The sequence below is a fragment of the Actinophytocola glycyrrhizae genome (genome assembly GCF_042653545.1).
GTDB classification, from domain to species: Bacteria; Actinomycetota; Actinomycetes; order Mycobacteriales; family Pseudonocardiaceae; genus Actinophytocola; species Actinophytocola glycyrrhizae.
On sequence record NZ_JBHSIS010000006.1, the window covers coordinates 974,595 to 991,728 of the forward strand.

A 17,134-nucleotide genomic window follows, 5' to 3' on the forward strand; every position below is an offset into this window, starting at 1 on the left:
AACAGTCGTAGTAGTAGGTCCTGTGGATTGTGTGGACAGACCTCATACGCGCACGTCGCGACGTGTCGGCGCCTGTGGGCAGAGCCTGGGTGCAACCGGTGGACAACTCGGGGGCCCGGTGGACAACTCGACCCTGTGCAAGGTTCTTCCACAGGTGCTCCACAGTTGTCCACAGGCTGCTCCCCAGAAGGGACCCGGTCTGCCCCCAGGTGGTGCACAGGGCTGGGGATGGTCATGAATCCCCTTTCCGGGTGACGACGGGCCGAGAGTGCGACGGAGACCACAGCGGCGGGCACGACACGTTGGGGAACGTCGTGCCCGCACAAGGGAGTTCGGTACTAGCCGCGGGCGCGTTGCTTGATGCGCGAGGTGAGTTCCTGGACCTGGTCGTAGACACGACGGCGCTCCGCCATCTCCTTGCGGATCTTCTTCTCCGCGTGCATGACGGTCGTGTGGTCGCGGCCGCCGAAGGTCTGGCCGATCCTCGGCAGCGACAGGTCGGTCAGCTCCCGGCACAGGTACATGGAGATCTGGCGGGCCTGTGCGAGCGCCTTGGTCTTGCCGGGGCCGCACAGGTCGTCGAGGGAGACGCTGAAGTACTCGGCCGTGACGGCCATGATCGTCGAGACGCTGATCTCCGGCACCTGCGAGTCCGGGATCAGGTCCCGCAGCACGATCTCCGCGAGCCCCACGTCGACCGGCTGCTGGTTCAGCGACGCGAACGCGGTGACGCGGATGAGCGCACCCTCCAGCTCGCGGATGTTGTGCTCGATGCGGGCCGCGATGAACTCCAGCACCTCGGCCGGTGCGGCCAGGCGGTCCTGCGCTGCCTTCTTGCGGAGGATCGCGATGCGCGTCTCCAGCTCCGGCGGCTGGATGTCGGTGATCAGACCCCACTCGAACCGCGTGCGCAGCCGGTCCTCGAGGGTCTCCAGGCGCTTCGGCGGCCGGTCGGACGACACGACGATCTGCTTGTTCGCGTTGTGGAGCGTGTTGAAGGTGTGGAAGAACTCCTCCTGGGTGCCTTCCTTGCCCTCCAGGAACTGGATGTCGTCCACCAGCAGGACGTCGATGTCGCGGTACCGCCGCTGGAAGGCGACCTTGCGGTCGTCGCGCAGCGAGTTGATGAAGTCGTTCGTGAACTCCTCGGTCGACACGTACCGCACGCGCATGCCGGGGAACAGCCGCTGCGCGTAGTGGCCGACCGCGTGCAGCAGGTGCGTCTTGCCGAGCCCGGACTCGCCCCAGATGAACAACGGGTTGTACGCGCGGGCCGGTGCTTCCGCGACGGCGACCGCGGCCGCGTGCGCGAACCGGTTCGACGCGCCGATGACGAACGTGTCGAACGTGTACTTCTCGTTCAGGCGGGTCTTCGAGGTCTGCGGCTGTGCCGGCGCGGTGAACGGCTGCCCGGCGGCAGGCGGCTGACCGGAGTACGGCGGCCAGATCTCGTGGACGGTGGCGAGCGCGTCGCCGACCTCGTCCACCTCCTCGTTGTCGGCGTTGTCCGCCGCGTTGTTGTCGCGGTGGCCGGGAGGCTTCTCAGTGTTATTAGTGCTGTTGCGGTCCACCGCGGGGATCGGCGCCATCACCAGCGTCTGCTCGACGAGCGAGCCGACCCCCGGCCGGGGGGTGCCCGGTCGCGGCTGGGGCGGCATCGGTGGTGGCGGCGGCGCCGACGGGCCACCACGCGGCGGCCCCGGCACCGGTGGCACGACGACGGGCGGCAGGGCGGGCTTCGAGCCCATGGGGTCGACCTTCACGGCCAGTGAGACGACGCGGCCGAGCCTGCGTGACAGCGCGTCGGTGATCGGGTCGCGGAGCGCCCGTTCGATCGCGTCCTTCGCGAAGTCGCTCGGTGCCGCGAGCAGCGCGGTGCCATCCAGCAAACCGATGGGCCGGGTCACCCGCATCCACGCCCGCTGCTGCGGGGAGAGCGTGCCTGCGGACAACTCCCGCACGACCTGCTCCCACACCACACTCAGGTTCATCTGCTGCTCGGACACCTACGAGCTCCCCTCCCCTCGTTGGCCATGCACCATCACTGCGACCCCCTCAGCCGTGGCGGACACGACCCGACGTACGAGCGGCATCCACAAGTTGTCCACAACTGTGCACGAAGGTACGGCGGGCCGCAGCGGAACCCGTCGGAGGGCCTGCCGTAACTTGGGCTCCCACTCCCGACTGGCCAACCAAGAGCACGCACGCTAACAAGCGCCAGGCCCTGCCACAAGGCATGTCCGGAAGCAAGCACCGAGTGTGCGCGGCGTGTCGTCGAGCGGTGTCGACGCACCCCCGGGTGCGTCGGCCGGACGCGGGTGCGTACCCTGTGAAGGTCTCCCGTCTGTTGTGGGTGAGTCCTGCGCGCCGTAAGGCCGCGACGGGGACGCGACGTACTTTGACGAGCCAGTATCGGGAGATTCAACCGTGAGCAAGCGTACTTTCCAGCCGAACAACCGCCGCCGGGCGCGGACCCACGGTTTCCGTCTGCGCATGCGTACCCGCGCCGGCCGGGCCATCCTCGCGGCTCGCCGTCGCAAGGGTCGCAAGAGCCTGTCCGCCTGAGCTTGCTCCCCGCGCCCAGTCGACTGACCGGTAGCGACAACTTTCGGCTCGTGACCAGAAAGGGGCGTCGTGCTGGGCGCCCCAGGCTCGTCGTGCACGCCATCACGGCCGAGGAGGTCGCTGGTTTCGGCGCGCTCGGGATCGACGCGGTCAAGGTCGACCCAGTCATGACCGACGCCGGTGCGGTGCCCCGGGTCGGGTTCGTGGTCAGCAAGGCGGTGGGCAACTCGGTGGTTCGCCACCGGGTCGCCCGCCGCCTTCGCCACGTCGTGCGGGACCGGCTGGGAACCGTACGTCCGGGTTGCACGTTGGTGGTGCGGGCGCTGCCATCCGCTGCTTCGGCGGCGAGCGCAGAACTCGGCGGCGACATCGACTCCGCCTTCCGACGGCTGCGGCTCTGTCGCGCCAACGGGGACAGCGGCACCGCGACCGACAAACAGACCGACACTGCGACCGGCGGTGCCCAGTGACCACCACGCACGACACCGAGCACGGAACCGCGACGCGGCGACCGGGCCCGGTGGCGCGGGTGCTGCTGGTGCCCGTCAACTTCTACCGGCGGTGGATCTCGCCGGTGCTTCCCCCCAGCTGCCGGTTCGAGCCGAGCTGTAGCGCGTACGCCGTCGAGGCACTCACGACCCACGGCGCGCTGCGCGGCTTCTGGCTCACCGTGCGCAGACTGCTCCGGTGCGGGCCGTGGCACCCCGGCGGGTACGACCCGGTGCCGGAGAAACAGAGCCCGACGGTTCGCTCCGCAGGCTCCGCGAACGAAGACCTCGAAGCGCCGGCCGCGGCCGGCCAGGAACACCACTCTGCCGCCAAGGAGTAGCTCTCGTGCTCGACTTCATCTACTACCCCGTGTCGTTCATCCTCTGGTGCTGGCACTGGGTGTTCGGGCACGTGTTCGGTGAGGCCAGCGGTGTCGCCTGGGCGCTCGGCATCGTCTTCCTGGTGTGGACGCTGCGAGCGATCATGTTCAAGCCGTTCGTGAAGCAGGTCCGCTCGATGCGGTCCATGCAGGAGTTCGCGCCCGAGATCAAGAAGATCCAGAAGAAGTACGCGAACGACCGGCAGCGCCAGGCGCAGGAGATGCAGAAGCTCCAGCGCGAGCACGGGTTCAGCCCGCTCGGTGGCTGCCTGCCGATGCTGCTGCAGATCCCGGTGTTCATCGGTCTGTTCCACGTGCTGCGCTCGTTCCAGCCGGGGCACACGGAGAACTACTTCTTCGACGAGCAGGGCGTCGCGTCGTACATCGACGCGAAGCTCTTCGGTGCGGGTCTGTCGAACTTCATCACGCAACCGATGGACCAGATGCAGGCGCTCGGCGCGGACCGCACCTCGGTCATCATCGTGTCGGTCCCGCTCATGATCCTGGCGAGCGTCCTGACGCACCTGACCGCGCGGCACTCGGTCCAGCGCCAGAACCCCGAGGCGGCGACCGCGCAGACCGCGATCATGAACAAGCTGACCCTGTACATCTTCCCGCTGGGTGTGCTCGTGTTCGGCTTCTTCTTCCCGATCGGCCTGCTCCTCTACTGGCTGTCCAACAACACCTGGACGCTGATGCAGCAGAAGCTCGTCTACCGCCGCATCGACCGCGAGGAAGAGGAGAAGAAGAGCGCGGCCATCGAGAAGCGGACCACCCTCGCGCCGAAGCCGGGTGCCAAGCCGGACCAGACCAAGAAGCGGCCGGGCGCCGCGCCCGCCCCTGGTGTGAAGCCGGCCCCGAACGCCAAGGCGGCCGGTACCGCCAAGAAGTCCTCCCCCGGTGCGAAGCCCGCGCCGAACGCGAAGGCGGCGGGCACCGCGCGCCCCAAGGCGAACGGCACCACCAAGTCGACCGGTTCAGCGTCCCCGAACGGCGTCGCGAACACGGACGGCTCCACCGATTCCGGTCTGAGCGCAGACCGTTCCCGCAATAAGAACACAGGCCGGAAGAAGCGCTGACGCGAAGCTGATCCGGACCTGGAGAGGAGAAGTCGTGCCGGAGACGGTGCAGGAGTCGGATGCCGACCGCGAAGCGGTGGACACCGACGCCGATGAACAGCCAACCGACGGGGTTGCCGAGGACGGTGACCGGGGGCCGTCGGGTGAGGACCTGCTCGTCCGCGAGGGCGACATCGCTGGGGACTACCTCGAGCGCCTGCTCGACCTCGTCGACTACGACGGGGACATCGATCTCGACGTCGAGGCCGGCCGCGCGGTCGTGAGCATCGACGGCGGTGACGATCTGGAGAAGCTCGTCGGCCCGCGCGGCAACGTGCTCGAGGCGCTGCAGGAGCTGACCCGGCTCGCCGTGCAGCAGGAGACCGGCACGCGTAGCCGGCTCATGCTGGACGTCGCGGGTTGGCGTGCGGACCGTCGCCAGGAGCTGAAGGACCTCGGTCGTGCGACGGCGGAGCGGGTGCTGGCGGACGGCGAGAAGGTTCGCCTGCAGCCGATGACCCCGTTCGAGCGCAAGGTCGTACACGACGCGGTCGCCGCCATCGAGGGGGTCCACAGCGAGAGCGAGGGCGAGGACCCGCGGCGCCGGGTCGTCGTGTTCCCCAAGCCCTGACGTTTCACGTGAAACATCGCTACTACTAACTCAAGAAGGGTGGCATTCGGTTGGCCGAGACGCCGTCCGCGTCTCCGCCCCCGGAGACCGCTACAACAGTTTTTGGTGACACTCTGACGGCGGCGGTGCAGTTCGCAGAACTGCTCGCCGCCGTCGGCGTAGAACGAGGGTTGATCGGACCCCGTGAGGTCGAGCGCCTCTGGGACCGGCACCTCCTGAACTCGGCCGTCGTCGCCGAGGCGATCCCCGAAGGCGCCCGTGTGGTGGACCTCGGCTCGGGCGCCGGACTGCCCGGCGTGCCCCTCTGCCTCGCCCGGCCCGATCTCGACATCACATTGTTGGAACCGATGGCTCGTCGAGTGGCGTGGCTGACCGAAGTCGTCGATACTCTTGCGCTGTCCGCAAGTGTGGTTCGGGGCCGCGCGGAAGAGAAGGCCATCAAGCAGCAGCTCGCGGATGCCGATGTTGTCATCGCGCGAGCGGTCGCGCCGCTTGCTCGTCTGTGGGCGTGGAGCGCTCCCCTGCTCCGGCAGGGCGGTCGGCTCATCGCACTCAAGGGGGAAAGTGCCGAGGAGGAAGCGGCACGTGATGGCGGCGCTGTGGCCCGCACGGGTGGTTCGGTTCCGGTGATCGAACGGTGTGGCGCCGACCTGCTCGCGGTCCCTACGACCATCATCGTGGTGACACGTTCTGCCCCTGCCAAGGGCGCGCGCGAACGTGCTCCGCGGCGGAGCAAGAAGTGACGGAGCGAGGATTGTTTCACGTGAAACCGCACGAAATCGCCGAGCTTGCGAGGCGATCATCAGACACAGTCGTGCCGAGCGAGGCGAGGTGCAGCCACCGATGACCGGACGCCACGATGTTCAGGGCGCCAGCGAAACCATGCACGAGACCGTCGAGGCAGCGACCGCCGTCTCCGGGTGGACGCCGATCGCCGAAGAGGCGGAGCGGGCGACCCGCATGCTGCATCCCAAGCACGACCTGCCCAAGCCGGTGAAACGTCGTGTCCTGACGGTCGCCAACCAGAAGGGTGGCGTCGGCAAGACGACCAGCGCGGTGAACCTCGCTGCCGCGCTCGCCATGCACGGGTTGAAGGTGCTCGTCATCGACCTCGACCCGCAGGGCAACGCGAGCACGGCGCTCGGCGTCGACCACCGCTCAGGCGTGCCGTCGATCTACGAGGTGCTCCTCGGCGAGGTGTCGCTCACCGACGCGGCCGCCGTCAGTGACCAGTCCCCCAACCTCTACTGCGTGCCGGCGACCATCGATCTCGCCGGTGCGGAGATCGAGCTGGTGGGTATGGAGGGCCGCGAGTCCCGGCTCAAGGCCGCGCTGCCGACCGGTGCGTTCGATGAGCTGAACCCGGACTACGTGTTCATCGACTGCCCGCCCTCGCTCGGCCTGCTGACCGTCAACGCGATGGTCGCCGCCGAGGAGGTTCTGATCCCGATCCAGTGCGAGTACTACGCGCTGGAGGGTCTCTCCCAGCTCCTCCGCAACATCGAGCTGGTGCAGAACCACCTCAACCCGAACCTGCACGTCTCGACCATCCTGCTCACCATGTACGACGGGCGCACGAAGCTCGCCGATCAGGTGACCTCGGAGGTGCGGAAGCACTTCGGCGCGACCGTCTTGCGTACTGTGATCCCCAGGAGTGTGAAGGTGTCCGAGGCACCCGGCTTCGGGCAGACGGTGCTCGCGTACGACCCCGGTTCGCGGGGTTCGATGAGCTATCTGGACGCGGCACGGGAAATGGCCGAACGCGGTTTCGGCGAGGAGTAGAAGCATGAGTGAGCGCAAGGGTGGTCTTGGCCGGGGTCTCGCGGCACTGATCCCGCAGGGACCGGCGGACGGGTCGGGCAGCAGCGCGATGAAGCTGCCGACCGCGCCGCGGCCGAAGCCCGCGGCCGCACCTGTGCAGGAGGAGGCGCCTGCCCCGCCAAGTGGCGCGGTCGCGGGCGCGGTGTACCGCGAGGTCGCGATCGACGCGATCAAGGCCAACCCGAAGCAGCCTCGCCAGGTCTTCGACGAGGACGCGCTCGCCGAACTGGAGCACTCGATCCGCGAGTTCGGGCTCATGCAGCCCATCGTGGTTCGCGAGCTCGGTGACGACTCCTATGAGCTCGTCATGGGCGAGCGGCGGCTGCGGGCCGCCCAGCGCGCGGAGCTGGGCAAGATCCCGGCCATCGTCCGGCAGACCGCCGACGAGGCGATGCTGCGGGACGCGCTGCTGGAGAACATCCACCGCGTGCAGTTGAACCCGCTGGAGGAAGCGGCGGCGTACCAGCAGCTGCTCGAGGAGTTCGCCGTCACCCACGACGAGCTGGCCTCCCGCATCGGGCGCAGCCGTCCGGTCATCACGAACACGATCCGGCTGTTGAAGCTCCCCCTCGCGGTGCAGCGCCGGGTCGCCGCCGGGGTCCTCTCCTCCGGGCACGCCCGTGCGTTGCTCGGTCTCGAGGACGCCGGTCAGCAGGAGGAGCTGGCCGCCCGGATCGTCGCCGAAGGGTTGTCGGTGCGGGCCACCGAGGAGGCGGTCGTGCTCCTCAAGGGCCAGGCGCCCGCGAAGCAGAAGGCGGGCCCGCAGCGCAAGCCGATGCAGGCCCCCGGTCTGCAGGACGTGGCGGACCGGCTCTCCAACACGTTCGACACCCGCGTGAAGGTCGAACTCGGCAAGCGCAAGGGCAAAATCGTGGTCGAGTTCGGGTCGGTGGACGATCTTGAGCGGATCGTGCAACTGATGGCAAAAAATGGGGCAAACCGGACACGTGACGAGGATGAGGGATCATACTAGCCCCTTATGTCACGGTGACGATTGCTCTCCGGTGATCAACTCTCACTGAGAGCGAGCGACCGCGCGCTCGATCAGACCGGCGTAGATGTCGCCGAGCGAGCGGCCCGCGACCTCCGCCGCCATCGGCAGAAGCGAGGTCTCGGTCAGCCCCGGCGACGAGTTCACCTCGAGGAAGTAGACGGTCCCGTCCGGCGCGACGATCGCGTCGGTCCGGGACACGTCACGCAGACCCAGCAGCCGGTGCGCCGCCACCGCCAGATCCGCGACCACGGCCGCGGCGCGGTCGTCGAGCCGGGCAGGCCGGTGGAACGTCGTGAGCCCGGCGGTGTACCGCGCGGTGTAGTCGTAGATACCACCCTCCGGGTCGATCTCCACCGCGGGCAGCGCCACCGGACCGTCCGAACCCTCGACGACCGCGACCGCCACCTCCACGCCCTGGACGAACCGCTCCGCGAGGACCGTCTCCCCGTACGCGAGGCAGCCGACCATCGCGGCGGGCAGCTCGGCCGCGTCCCGCACCACCTGAGCGCCGAGGGCCGACCCGCCCTGTTCCGGCTTGAGCATCATCGGCAACCCGAGCCGATCGACCATCGCGTTCAGCACCGGCTGGGCACCCAGCTCGCGGAACGTGCTGTGCGGCAGCACCACCCAGTCCGGCGTCGCGATGCCTGCCCGCGCCATCTCGGTCTTCGCGGTCGGCTTGTCCCACGCACGGCGGCACGCGTGGGAGTCCGAGCCGACGTAGGGCACGTCGAGCATCTCCAGCACCGTCTGCACCGCGCCGCCCTCGCCCTCGACGCCGTGCAGCGCGACGACCACCGCGTCCGGCCGGTGCTCCCGCAGCCGGTCGAGGAGTGCCGAGTCGGCGTCCCACTCCTCGACCGTCAGGCCGGCCGTCCGCAGCGCGGCCGACAGCCGCCTGCCCGACCGCAGCGACACCTCACGCTCGTGCGAAAGACCACCGGACAGCACCGCCACGGCGAGATCGGACACAGCTCGACTCCCTCGGGGACCAGATCGTCCACTGTGGACAGCGGACGTGCGTTGCGTGCGGGAAAAGGAGGTTACGCGATGTCCGGACCGGGCACCTGCGGACCGGAAACCGGCCGCTGGTGGATGGGGCCGAACGTGCGGGACAGCTCCAGCTCCGCGGCGAGCACGGCCGCGAGCCTGCGCACGCCCTCCTGGATCCGTTCCGGCGTCGGGTAGCAGAACGACAGGCGCAGCTGCCTGCTGCCGAACCCGTCCGCGTAGAACCCGGTGCCGGACACGTACGCGACCCTGGCGGTCACCGCGCGGGGCAGCATCGCCTTGGTGTCCACGCCTTCCGGCACGGTCATCCACACGAAGAACCCGCCCGCGGGCACGGTCCACGAACAGCCGGCGGGCAGGTGCTGCTCCAGCCCGGCGAGCATCGCGTCCCTCCGGTCGCGGTATGCCGACTGGAAGGACTTGATCTGCCCCTTCCAGTCGTGCGTCGCGAGGTAGCGCGACACGATCATCTGGTTCAGGGTCGGCGGGCACAGCGTCGCCGACTCGGCGGCCAGCATCAGCTTCTCGCGCACCGCGTGCGGCGCCAGCACCCAGCCGACCCGCAGACCCGCGGCGAACGTCTTCGAGAACGACCCGAGGTACACCACGTTGTCCGGGTCCATGGAGCGCAACGCCGGGTAGGTCTGCCCGTCGAAGCCGAGCAGCCCGTACGGGTTGTCCTCGACCACCAGCACGTTGTGCTGCCTGCAGATCTCCAGGACCTCCGCGCGCCGCGGCACGGCCAGCGTCACACCGGCCGGGTTGTGGAAGTTCGGGATCGTGTACAGGAACTTGACCCGCCGGCCCGCCGACTCGGCGGCCCGCAGCGCCTCGCGCAGCGCGTCGGGCACGAGGCCGTCGTCGTCCATGGCCACGTGGACCACGTCGGCCTGGTAGGCGGCGAACGTGCCGAGCGCGCCGACGTACGACGGGCCCTCGGCCAGGACCACGTCGCCGGGATCACAGAAGATCCTCGTCACCATGTCCAGGCCCATCTGCGAGCCGACGGTCACGACGACGTCGTCCGGGTGACCGGTGACGCCCTCCAGGGCCATCACCTCGCAGATCTGGTCCCGCAGCTCGGGCAGGCCGTGGGCCGAGCCGTACTGCAGCGCGACCAGGCCGTCCTTGCTGATGATGCTCGCGACCTCGCCGGACAGCGAGTCCAGCGGCAGCGCGGTCAGGTTGGGCATGCCGCCCGCCAGGGAGACCACCTCGGGGCGGCTGGCGACGGCGAAGAGAGCTCGTACCTCGGACGCCGTCATTCCGGCAGCCCGCGCCGCATAGCGGCGGAGGTGCGGATCGAGGCTTCTGCTGCCTGCTGGCTCGAGGGACATGAGGGGCTCTCTTCAGCCGGTTCGTCGGTCCGATCGAGTGTAACCGGGCCGATATTCACCTTTGCCGGTTCCGGCTCCCGCCCAACCGGACGTATCCTGGCTTGGCACACAGTGACGGGCTGCTCGAGGCCCAGGGTGGGAGGTCAGGTGTCGCGACGCGTCGTGGGCGTCACGCTGGACAACCTCGAGGATCTCCCCAAACACAGCCGTTCGTGCGTGTACTGGGAGCTCGCCCCGCACCTGAGGGAGCAGGCGGAGGAGTTCGGCACCGCGGAGCTGGAGAAGGAAGCCTGGGTCTCCAGCGTGCTCCTGGAATGGGGCTCCTGCGGCCGGATCGTGTACAGCGACAAGCTGCCGGTCGGGTTCGTGCTGTACGCGCCGCCGAACGCGGTGCCGAGGGCCGCGGCGTTCCCCACCTCGCCGCCCAGCCCGGACGCGGTCGTGCTGACCGGGTTCCACGTGCTGCCGGAGTTCCGGCGCGGCGGGATCGGCCGGATGCTGGTCCAAGCGGTGGCCAAGGACCTGACGCGCCGTGGCGTGAAGGCGATCGAGGCGTTCGGCGACGCCAGGCCCGACGAGGAGAGGTCCTGCGTCGTCCCGTCGGACTTCCTGCTCAGCGTCGGCTTCAAGACGGTCAGGCCGCACCCTCACTGGCCCCGCCTGCGCCTGGAACTGCGTTCGGCGATCACCTGGAAGGAAGACGTGGAAGCGGCCCTGGAGCGGCTCCTGGGCACCGTTTCGGTGTCCACGGCGAGCCCCGTGCTCCAGCGGTAGCCACTCAGGACACGAAACAGCCCCCGGGACCGGATCCCGGGGGCTGTTTCATGTGAAACATTGGCGATGTTCGCTCCGCAAGCTCCGCTCGGCGAACTACTCGGCCTTCGCCAGCTCGTGCCTGAGCACGTCCGCGAACGTGAACGTGCCGGTCGGCTGGTCGTTCTGGCCGAGCAGGTACAGGCGCTTGACCGCGACGAGGATGCCCTCGGCCACCACGTCCCGGAACGACGAGTCGGTGAGGCGGCGGCGGTCGTCGGCGTTGGTCAGGTAGCCGATCTCCACCCGCACGGCGGGACAACGGGTCAGCCGCAGCGTGTCCCACGTCTTGCGGTGCGCCCGGCAGTCCCGCAGCCCGGTGCGCACGACCAGTTCGCGCTGGATGAAGCCGGCGAGGGTCTCCCCGATGGTCGACGTGCTGCCGGTGGTGCCGAAATGGAAGCTCGCCACGCCCTGCGCCAGCGGTGAGCGGTTGGCGTCCGCGTGCAGCGACAGGAACAGATCGCCGCCCACCTCGTTCGCGAACTGCGCCCGGTCGCCCTCGGTCGGGCACTGGTCGGTACCACGCGACAGCAGCGCCTGCATGCCCGTCGCGGCCATCTTGCCCTCGAGCCTGCGGGCCAGGTCCCACACGAGCTCGGCCTCGTTGACGCCCGACACCGAGACCCCGGTGTCGCCCGCCCCGTGACCCGGGTCGATGACGATGCGCTTGCCGCGCAGCCGGGGCCCGGCCTTGCGGACCCGCTCCTGCTCACGCAGCAGCACCGGCGACCCGCCCCGGGCCCTCGGCGACAGCTGGCGCAACGCACGCACGGTCTCCGCGCCGCAGATGCCGTCCACCGTCAGGCCGTAGTCGCGCTGGAAGTTCCGCAGCGCCGCCTCGGTCTGCACGCCGAACACGCCGTTGGCACGGCCAGCGTCGTAGCCCAGCTCCAGCAGGCGCTCCTGCAGGGTCATCACGTCGTCGCCGCTGACCGGCGACGACACGAGGTACGCGAGCGGCCGCGCACCCAGCCGGTAGGTGGCGTCCTTCAACGCCCGGTACGTCGCCGGGCCGACGTGGCCGTCGGCGATCAGGCCTCGTTGCTGCTGGAACGTGCTCACCGCGTGCTCGACGGCCGCGTCGAACACAGCCACATCAGGGGAAGCTGACGGGTCCGCCGTCAGGAGACCAAGCCCTGAGAGCGTTGCGCGAACCTCGGCCACTGCCGGTCCCGCGTCACCGCGGCGGAGTACCCGCATGCACCCCTCGCTCGGATAGGGCACCGACCAGGTCGGCGCTTATTTGCTGTTCCTGTCGCAGCACAGCTGCTGGTCCACTATTGTGCCCTGCCCCCAGCGAAGCGGCCTGCGGGGTCACGTCCCGCGTCCAACTGCTTACTCCACATGCGGCGGCGGCGCACACCAAGTAGACGGTGTGCGCCGCCGGACGGTTGTCCGGATCGACGATCAGGACAGGTAGTCCGAGAGATCGTTCAGCAGCGCCGCCTTCGGCTTCGCGCCCACGATCTCCTTCACCTTCTCGCCGCCCTTGAAGACCATCAGCGTGGGGATGGAGAGGACCTGGTAGTCCCGCGCGATGGTCGGGTTCGCGTCGACGTCCAGCTTCGCGACGGTGAGCTTGTCACCGTGCTCGGCGGCGATCTCCTCGAGCACCGGCGCGACCATCCGGCACGGCCCGCACCAGGTCGCCCAGAAGTCGACCAGCACCGGCTTGTCGCTGTTCAGGACGTCCTCGGTGAAGGACGCGTCGGTGACGGTCACGGTGTTTCCGGCCATGTTCTCTCCTCAGTGATGGTCGCTTCGCAAGCTTCTTGCGCTAGTTCTGGGTCGGGGCGTAGCCGCCGCCGACGAGTTCCGGTGCCGAGTGGGCGTTCGGCTCGCCGTGCTCGGCGAGCCAGCGTTCGGCGTCGATGGCCGCGGCGCAACCGGAGCCCGCCGCGGTGATCGCCTGCCGGTACGTGCGGTCCACCAGGTCACCGGCGGCGAACACGCCGTCGATGGCGGTGTACGTCGACGGCTGGCGCACCTGGACGTACCCGTCCGCGTCCACCTCCACCTGACCCTTGACCAGCGCGCTGCGCGGGTCGTGGCCGATGGCCATGAACAGGCCGGTCACGTCCAGCACCGACTCCTCGCCGGTCACCGTGTTCCTGAGCCGGACGCCCGAGACACTGCCGGCACCGAGGACCTCCAGCACCTCGGAGTCGAGCTGCCAGCGGATCTTCTCGTTCGCCTTCGCGCGCTCGAGCATGATCCGCGACGCCCGGAACTCCTGGCGCCGGTGGATGATCGTGACCGACCGCGCGAACTTGGTCAGGAAGGTGGCCTCCTCCATCGCGGAGTCACCGCCGCCCACCACGGCGATGTCCTGGTCGCGGAAGAAGAAGCCGTCACAGGTCGCGCAGGCGGACACGCCGTGCCCGAGCAGCTCCTGCTCACCCGGCACGTGCAGGTACCGCGCCGCGGCGCCCATCGCGAGGATGACCGCCTTAGCCGCGTACCGGACGCCGTTCGCGGTGACGTACTTGACCTGGCCATCGAGCTGGATGTCCTCGACGTCCTCGGCCCGCAGCTCGGCGCCGAAGCGCTCGGCCTGCGCCCGCATCTGCTCCATGAGGTCCGGGCCCATGATGCCGTCGCGGAAACCGGGGTAGTTCTCCACCTCGGTGGTGGTCATGAGGGCGCCGCCGAACTGCGTGCCCTCGAAGACCAGCGGTTCGAGCTGTGCGCGGGCCGCGTACACGGCGGCCGTGTAACCGGCCGGGCCGGACCCGACGATGATGACGTCGCGGACGTTCTCGGACATCAGACCTCCGAAGCGGGGCGCTCTTTGAATGCGCACTCGTGTAACACGATCGTAGGTGCCGGTTGTTCCGCCCGTGCGCGGTGACCGGCCGCACGCCGGCCCGCGCACGCGAAGAGCCGGGTGCGGACGGTGTGTCCGCACCCGGCTCCTACGACGTTCTGCTCGTGCCCTCAGCCGAGCGAGGTGTCGGTGATGAGGTCGCCCTCGCAGTCCGGCGCGACGATGACCAGCCGGAACCGCTTTTCGCCCGTACCGCCCGCGAGCAGGGCGGCCACGCCCGCGGTGCCGTCGATCGTCACCTCCCGCGCGCCGATGACCGACGGGTTCTCGATCCCCTTCGAGGACAGGCAGTCAGCGAGACCCTGCTCGTCCTCCAGCGGGCCGTAGTCCTCCTGGCCGGTCAGGCCGTTGATGGCGGGCCCCAGGTCGTCGGCCTTCAACGCGAGCGGCGGCGCGTCGTTCGGTGCCTCGCCGTCCGGCGCCTCCTGGGAGGTGCCACCGTCCTCCGGCTGTGCCGTGCCGCCCGTCGGCTGCTCCCCCGGCAGCGCGACGAAGGCGACCGCGACGACGGCGGCGGCAGCGGCCACGAGCCCGCCCATCCACCCCATCCTGCGGTTGCGCCTGCTGCGGGCCTGCGCCATGTCGGTTACCGGCGCCACACCGGGGCGTGCCGCCGCCGGCATGGACCTGGCCGCCTCCGCGGCGATCGCGTTGTCGAGCCGGGCCGCGAAGTGTGCCGGCATCGGCTCGGCAGGAGCGTCACCGAGCGCGTCGAGGTCGTGCCGGACGCTGTCGAGCGCCGCGAGGATCGCCTGCGCCTCCGGATCGTTGCCGACCCGAGCCCACAGCGCGGCGGACTGCCTGGCGTCCAGTGCACCGGCGTGCAGGTCGGCGAGCACATCGACAGACCACGGCGGCCCGCTGGGAACCCCCGTTCCCCTCGTGCTGTCCGTCATCGTCCCTCCCAGTGGCGCCGCACGGGCACGTCTCGCCCTTCAACTGCGCCATCTGGGACGTTCGCATCTGCATCGGGGTTCCGCAGATGCCCCAGAACTTTGGCCAGCTTGGCACGCCCCCGCGCACAGCGGCTTTTCACGGTGCCCTCCGCGATGCCGAGCATCCTGGCGGTCTCCGCAACCGAGTAGCCCTCCACGTCGACGAGCACGATCGGCACCCGCTGGTCGTCGGACAGCTGTTCGAGCGCCTTCTGGATGACGAGCCTGGTCTCCCGTTCGGACATCGAGTCCCTGGGGGTGGCCGGCTCACCTGGCCCGGTCTCCGGAAGGGGCACGGTGGGCCTGGCCTGCCGGCGCCGCACCCGGTCGAGGCACGCGTTCACCACGATCCGGTGCAGCCAGGTCGTCACCTGCGACTCCGCCCGGAAGGAACCCGCCGCGCGGAACGCGGAGATGAACGCCTCCTGGAGGGCGTCGGACGCCTCCTCGGGGTCGCGGAGGGTGCGCAGGGCGACCGCCCACATCCGATCACGGTGCCGGCGGACCAACTCACCGAAGGCACGCGGATCCCCGGCGGCATGTGCCGCGATGAGGTCGGCGTCCGAGCTGGCAGCGGTGGTCACGTGAGGAGGATATCGGTCGGCCGTTCACCCATTCGCGGTGTGGCCCCGCCCACTCGCCGGTCGGTCACTCCGCACGGATGAACCGCACCTCACCCAGCGCCGACTTGTTCCCTTCGCCCAGCTGGGTGATCCAGACCAGGATGTACTGCCCCGGTTCGGCGTTCGCGAGCTTGATCTCCGTCTTGCCGCCCTGCAGCGTGGCCTCGCCGATGACCTTGGTCTCGTCGAGCTCCGCCTCGGCGGAGGGCGCGGAGCGGATCTGCACGACCGTGTTCGGGCTCGGCGAGTCGATCACCACCGACGAGAACCGCACCGACTCCGCGAACGCCGCCATCAGCCCGACACCGGGCTTGAGCGCGGGGAACTGCTGTTGGTAGGTGTCGGTGCGCCACTCGGTGCCGGGGTCGCCGTCGGTGGCGAAACCGGCGCGGTCCGGGTTGTCCGGGGTGCCGCCGACGTTGAACACCTCGATCGACGCCGGCTGGATCGGGCCGGCGGGTTTCGGTGCGGGCGGCGGCTCGTTGCCGTCGGTCGGCGTCGGTGCCTCGACCACGACCGGGTCGCCGCCGCTGACGCTGTCCTCGCCGAAGAAGTCGATCAGCAGCGTGCCGAGCCAGGCGAGGATGGCGACCACCGCGATCGCGAGCGCGGTCACCCCGACGGCGAGCTTGCGCCTGCGTGCCTTGTCGCGGACCGGGGGGCGGGTGGTCCACACCGGCGCGCCCTCGGTCTCCTCGACGGGCACGGCGATCGCGCCGAGGAACTCGGTGCGCTCCGCGGACTGGGCCGCCTCCTCGAGCACGGCCAGCAGGGTGGCGCTGGTGTGGATGCCGCCGATCTGCGTGTCCTCGAGGCTGCGGATCGCGACCGTGGACAGGTCCGGCGGGATGAACTGGGCGAGGACGTGCGGCGGCACGATCGAGCCGTCCGGGGCGACCGGCGCGGACGGGATGACGTCCGGGCCGCCCGGCAACGGCCAGCGGCCGGTCATCAGCAGGTACAGGATCGCGCCGAGGCCCTTGACGTCGTCGCGGGGCACGGCATCGGGCAGCGGGCCGGGGAACGCGAGCCGCAGCATGCCGTCGGTGCCGACGCGGATGCGCTGCGGGTGGTCCACTCCCAGCACGAGACCGGCGTGGTGGGCGCGTTCGACCGCGGCCGCGAGTGGTTCGAGCAGCCGGGCAGCGCTGCCCGCGGGCAGCGGGTGCTCGGCGATCACGTCGGTCAGGTCGGTGCCGGTGGACCAGTCGGCCACCACGATGCCGAGCAGGCCCTCGCCGGGGGACACACCGTTGCCGAGGCTCAGCACGTCCAGCACCCGGGCGGCGGCGGGGTGGGTGAACGCGGCGGCGTGCGCGGCCCGCTCCAGCGTCCGGCGCGCGGCCTGCGCGCGGGGACCGTGCTGCGGGTCGCCGACGAGGACGGTCAGCGCCACGTCCCTGCGCAGCTGCCCGTCGCGGGCCCGCCACATGTGCGCGTTGGCGCGCATGTCGTGCCCGAACTGGGCGAGCAGGCGGTAGCGGCCGTCGCCGATCACGGCTCCGGGCAGCAGGAAACCCTCCCCGCCTGGCTCTCCGCCGGGGGGCAACTCGCCGGTCAAGGACTCGGTTCGTCTCGTGGTCACTGCTCTCTCCCCGCCCAGCGCCCCAACGCGCGGCAGACACCCTCCGTTGTTGTGAGTATCAAA

At 69.9% G+C, this 17,134-nt stretch carries 18 protein-coding genes; 9 read left to right on the forward strand and 9 right to left on the reverse strand.

All coding sequences use genetic code 11. The annotated features are described in order from the left end of the window. Positions 1 to 338 precede the first annotated feature (338 nt). Positions 339 to 2,006 (reverse strand): chromosomal replication initiator protein DnaA, encoded by a 1,668-nt coding sequence (gene dnaA / locus ACFPCV_RS15410; RefSeq protein WP_378056810.1) that lies wholly within the window; start codon positions 2,004 to 2,006, stop codon positions 339 to 341. A gap of 421 nt (positions 2,007 to 2,427) precedes the next feature. On the opposite strand from dnaA, the gene rpmH reads away from it, so the two are divergent. From rpmH to ACFPCV_RS15450, 8 genes are all read left to right on the forward strand, one after another. Continuing rightward, positions 2,428 to 2,565: a 50S ribosomal protein L34 gene (rpmH, locus tag ACFPCV_RS15415; protein ID WP_184810885.1), complete on the forward strand. Its 138-nt coding sequence runs from the start codon at positions 2,428 to 2,430 to the stop codon at positions 2,563 to 2,565. Positions 2,566 to 2,567: 2 nt separating this feature from the next. Then, a complete protein-coding gene (gene rnpA, locus ACFPCV_RS15420; RefSeq protein ID WP_378056811.1) occupies positions 2,568 to 3,035 on the forward strand; it encodes a ribonuclease P protein component in 468 nt (155 codons plus the stop codon). Further along, positions 3,032 to 3,394: a membrane protein insertion efficiency factor YidD gene (yidD, locus tag ACFPCV_RS15425; protein WP_378056812.1), complete on the forward strand. Its 363-nt coding sequence runs from the start codon at positions 3,032 to 3,034 to the stop codon at positions 3,392 to 3,394. The genes rnpA and yidD overlap by 4 nt, the downstream gene beginning before the upstream one ends. A gap of 5 nt (positions 3,395 to 3,399) precedes the next feature. Then, entirely contained in the window at positions 3,400 to 4,512 is a 1,113-nt protein-coding gene (gene yidC / locus ACFPCV_RS15430; protein ID WP_378056813.1) for a membrane protein insertase YidC, read from the forward strand. 34 nt (positions 4,513 to 4,546) lie between these two features. After that, on the forward strand, positions 4,547 to 5,122 hold the full coding sequence (locus ACFPCV_RS15435; protein ID WP_378056814.1) for a Jag family protein: 576 nt from the start codon (positions 4,547 to 4,549) through the stop codon (positions 5,120 to 5,122). 125 nt (positions 5,123 to 5,247) lie between these two features. Then, positions 5,248 to 5,865, forward strand: coding sequence for a 16S rRNA (guanine(527)-N(7))-methyltransferase RsmG (gene rsmG, locus ACFPCV_RS15440; RefSeq protein WP_378056815.1), 618 nt, complete (start codon positions 5,248 to 5,250; stop codon positions 5,863 to 5,865). Positions 5,866 to 6,004: 139 nt separating this feature from the next. After that, complete coding sequence (locus tag ACFPCV_RS15445) at positions 6,005 to 6,904, forward strand: ParA family protein (RefSeq protein WP_378056947.1); 900 nt, start codon at positions 6,005 to 6,007, stop codon at positions 6,902 to 6,904. 4 nt (positions 6,905 to 6,908) lie between these two features. Beyond that, positions 6,909 to 7,916 (forward strand): ParB/RepB/Spo0J family partition protein, encoded by a 1,008-nt coding sequence (locus ACFPCV_RS15450; RefSeq protein ID WP_378056816.1) that lies wholly within the window; start codon positions 6,909 to 6,911, stop codon positions 7,914 to 7,916. A 42-nt stretch (positions 7,917 to 7,958) separates the two neighbouring features. Here ACFPCV_RS15450 and ACFPCV_RS15455 read toward each other — a convergent pair whose 3' ends face one another. Continuing rightward, positions 7,959 to 8,909, reverse strand: a complete 951-nt coding sequence (locus ACFPCV_RS15455; RefSeq protein ID WP_378056817.1) for a D-alanine--D-alanine ligase family protein — start codon at positions 8,907 to 8,909, stop codon at positions 7,959 to 7,961. A gap of 71 nt (positions 8,910 to 8,980) precedes the next feature. Then, positions 8,981 to 10,285 (reverse strand): aminotransferase-like domain-containing protein, encoded by a 1,305-nt coding sequence (locus ACFPCV_RS15460; protein WP_378056818.1) that lies wholly within the window; start codon positions 10,283 to 10,285, stop codon positions 8,981 to 8,983. Positions 10,286 to 10,432: 147 nt separating this feature from the next. Here ACFPCV_RS15460 and ACFPCV_RS15465 point away from each other — a divergent pair, with 147 nt between their 5' ends. Then, a complete protein-coding gene (locus ACFPCV_RS15465) occupies positions 10,433 to 11,059 on the forward strand; it encodes a GNAT family N-acetyltransferase (protein ID WP_378056819.1) in 627 nt (208 codons plus the stop codon). A gap of 96 nt (positions 11,060 to 11,155) precedes the next feature. On the opposite strand, the gene ACFPCV_RS15470 is transcribed toward ACFPCV_RS15465, so the two are convergent. The 6 genes from ACFPCV_RS15470 to ACFPCV_RS15495 all read right to left on the reverse strand — a co-directional run bounded on the left by ACFPCV_RS15470 (position 11,156) and on the right by ACFPCV_RS15495 (position 17,071). Then, positions 11,156 to 12,301: an N-acetylmuramoyl-L-alanine amidase gene (locus tag ACFPCV_RS15470; protein ID WP_378056820.1), complete on the reverse strand. Its 1,146-nt coding sequence runs from the start codon at positions 12,299 to 12,301 to the stop codon at positions 11,156 to 11,158. A gap of 207 nt (positions 12,302 to 12,508) precedes the next feature. Further along, on the reverse strand, positions 12,509 to 12,838 hold the full coding sequence (gene trxA, locus ACFPCV_RS15475) for a thioredoxin (protein ID WP_378056821.1): 330 nt from the start codon (positions 12,836 to 12,838) through the stop codon (positions 12,509 to 12,511). 40 nt (positions 12,839 to 12,878) lie between these two features. Further along, positions 12,879 to 13,868, reverse strand: coding sequence for a thioredoxin-disulfide reductase (gene trxB, locus ACFPCV_RS15480; RefSeq protein WP_378056822.1), 990 nt, complete (start codon positions 13,866 to 13,868; stop codon positions 12,879 to 12,881). A 170-nt stretch (positions 13,869 to 14,038) separates the two neighbouring features. Beyond that, complete coding sequence (locus tag ACFPCV_RS15485) at positions 14,039 to 14,824, reverse strand: anti-sigma factor family protein (protein WP_378056823.1); 786 nt, start codon at positions 14,822 to 14,824, stop codon at positions 14,039 to 14,041. Further along, on the reverse strand, positions 14,821 to 15,447 hold the full coding sequence (gene sigM, locus ACFPCV_RS15490) for an RNA polymerase sigma factor SigM (RefSeq protein WP_378056824.1): 627 nt from the start codon (positions 15,445 to 15,447) through the stop codon (positions 14,821 to 14,823). Before sigM ends, ACFPCV_RS15485 begins: the two co-directional genes overlap by 4 nt. A gap of 64 nt (positions 15,448 to 15,511) precedes the next feature. Then, entirely contained in the window at positions 15,512 to 17,071 is a 1,560-nt protein-coding gene (locus tag ACFPCV_RS15495; RefSeq protein WP_378056825.1) for a protein kinase family protein, read from the reverse strand. Between the last annotated feature and the right edge of the window lie 63 nt (positions 17,072 to 17,134).

What these genes read in the sequence shown, in the direction of transcription:
- ACFPCV_RS15445 (WP_378056947.1), top strand. Translation starts at nt 6,005, where the DNA reads ATGCACGAGACCGTCGAGGCAGCGACCGCCGTCTCCGGGTGGACGCCG.
- ACFPCV_RS15450 (WP_378056816.1), top strand. Translation starts at nt 6,909, where the DNA reads ATGAGTGAGCGCAAGGGTGGTCTTGGCCGGGGTCTCGCGGCACTGATC.
- ACFPCV_RS15460 (WP_378056818.1), bottom strand. Translation starts at nt 10,285, where the DNA reads ATGTCCCTCGAGCCAGCAGGCAGCAGAAGCCTCGATCCGCACCTCCGC.
- ACFPCV_RS15470 (WP_378056820.1), bottom strand. Translation starts at nt 12,301, where the DNA reads ATGCGGGTACTCCGCCGCGGTGACGCGGGACCGGCAGTGGCCGAGGTT.
- trxA (WP_378056821.1), bottom strand. Translation starts at nt 12,838, where the DNA reads ATGGCCGGAAACACCGTGACCGTCACCGACGCGTCCTTCACCGAGGAC.
- trxB (WP_378056822.1), bottom strand. Translation starts at nt 13,868, where the DNA reads ATGTCCGAGAACGTCCGCGACGTCATCATCGTCGGGTCCGGCCCGGCC.
- ACFPCV_RS15485 (WP_378056823.1), bottom strand. Translation starts at nt 14,824, where the DNA reads ATGACGGACAGCACGAGGGGAACGGGGGTTCCCAGCGGGCCGCCGTGG.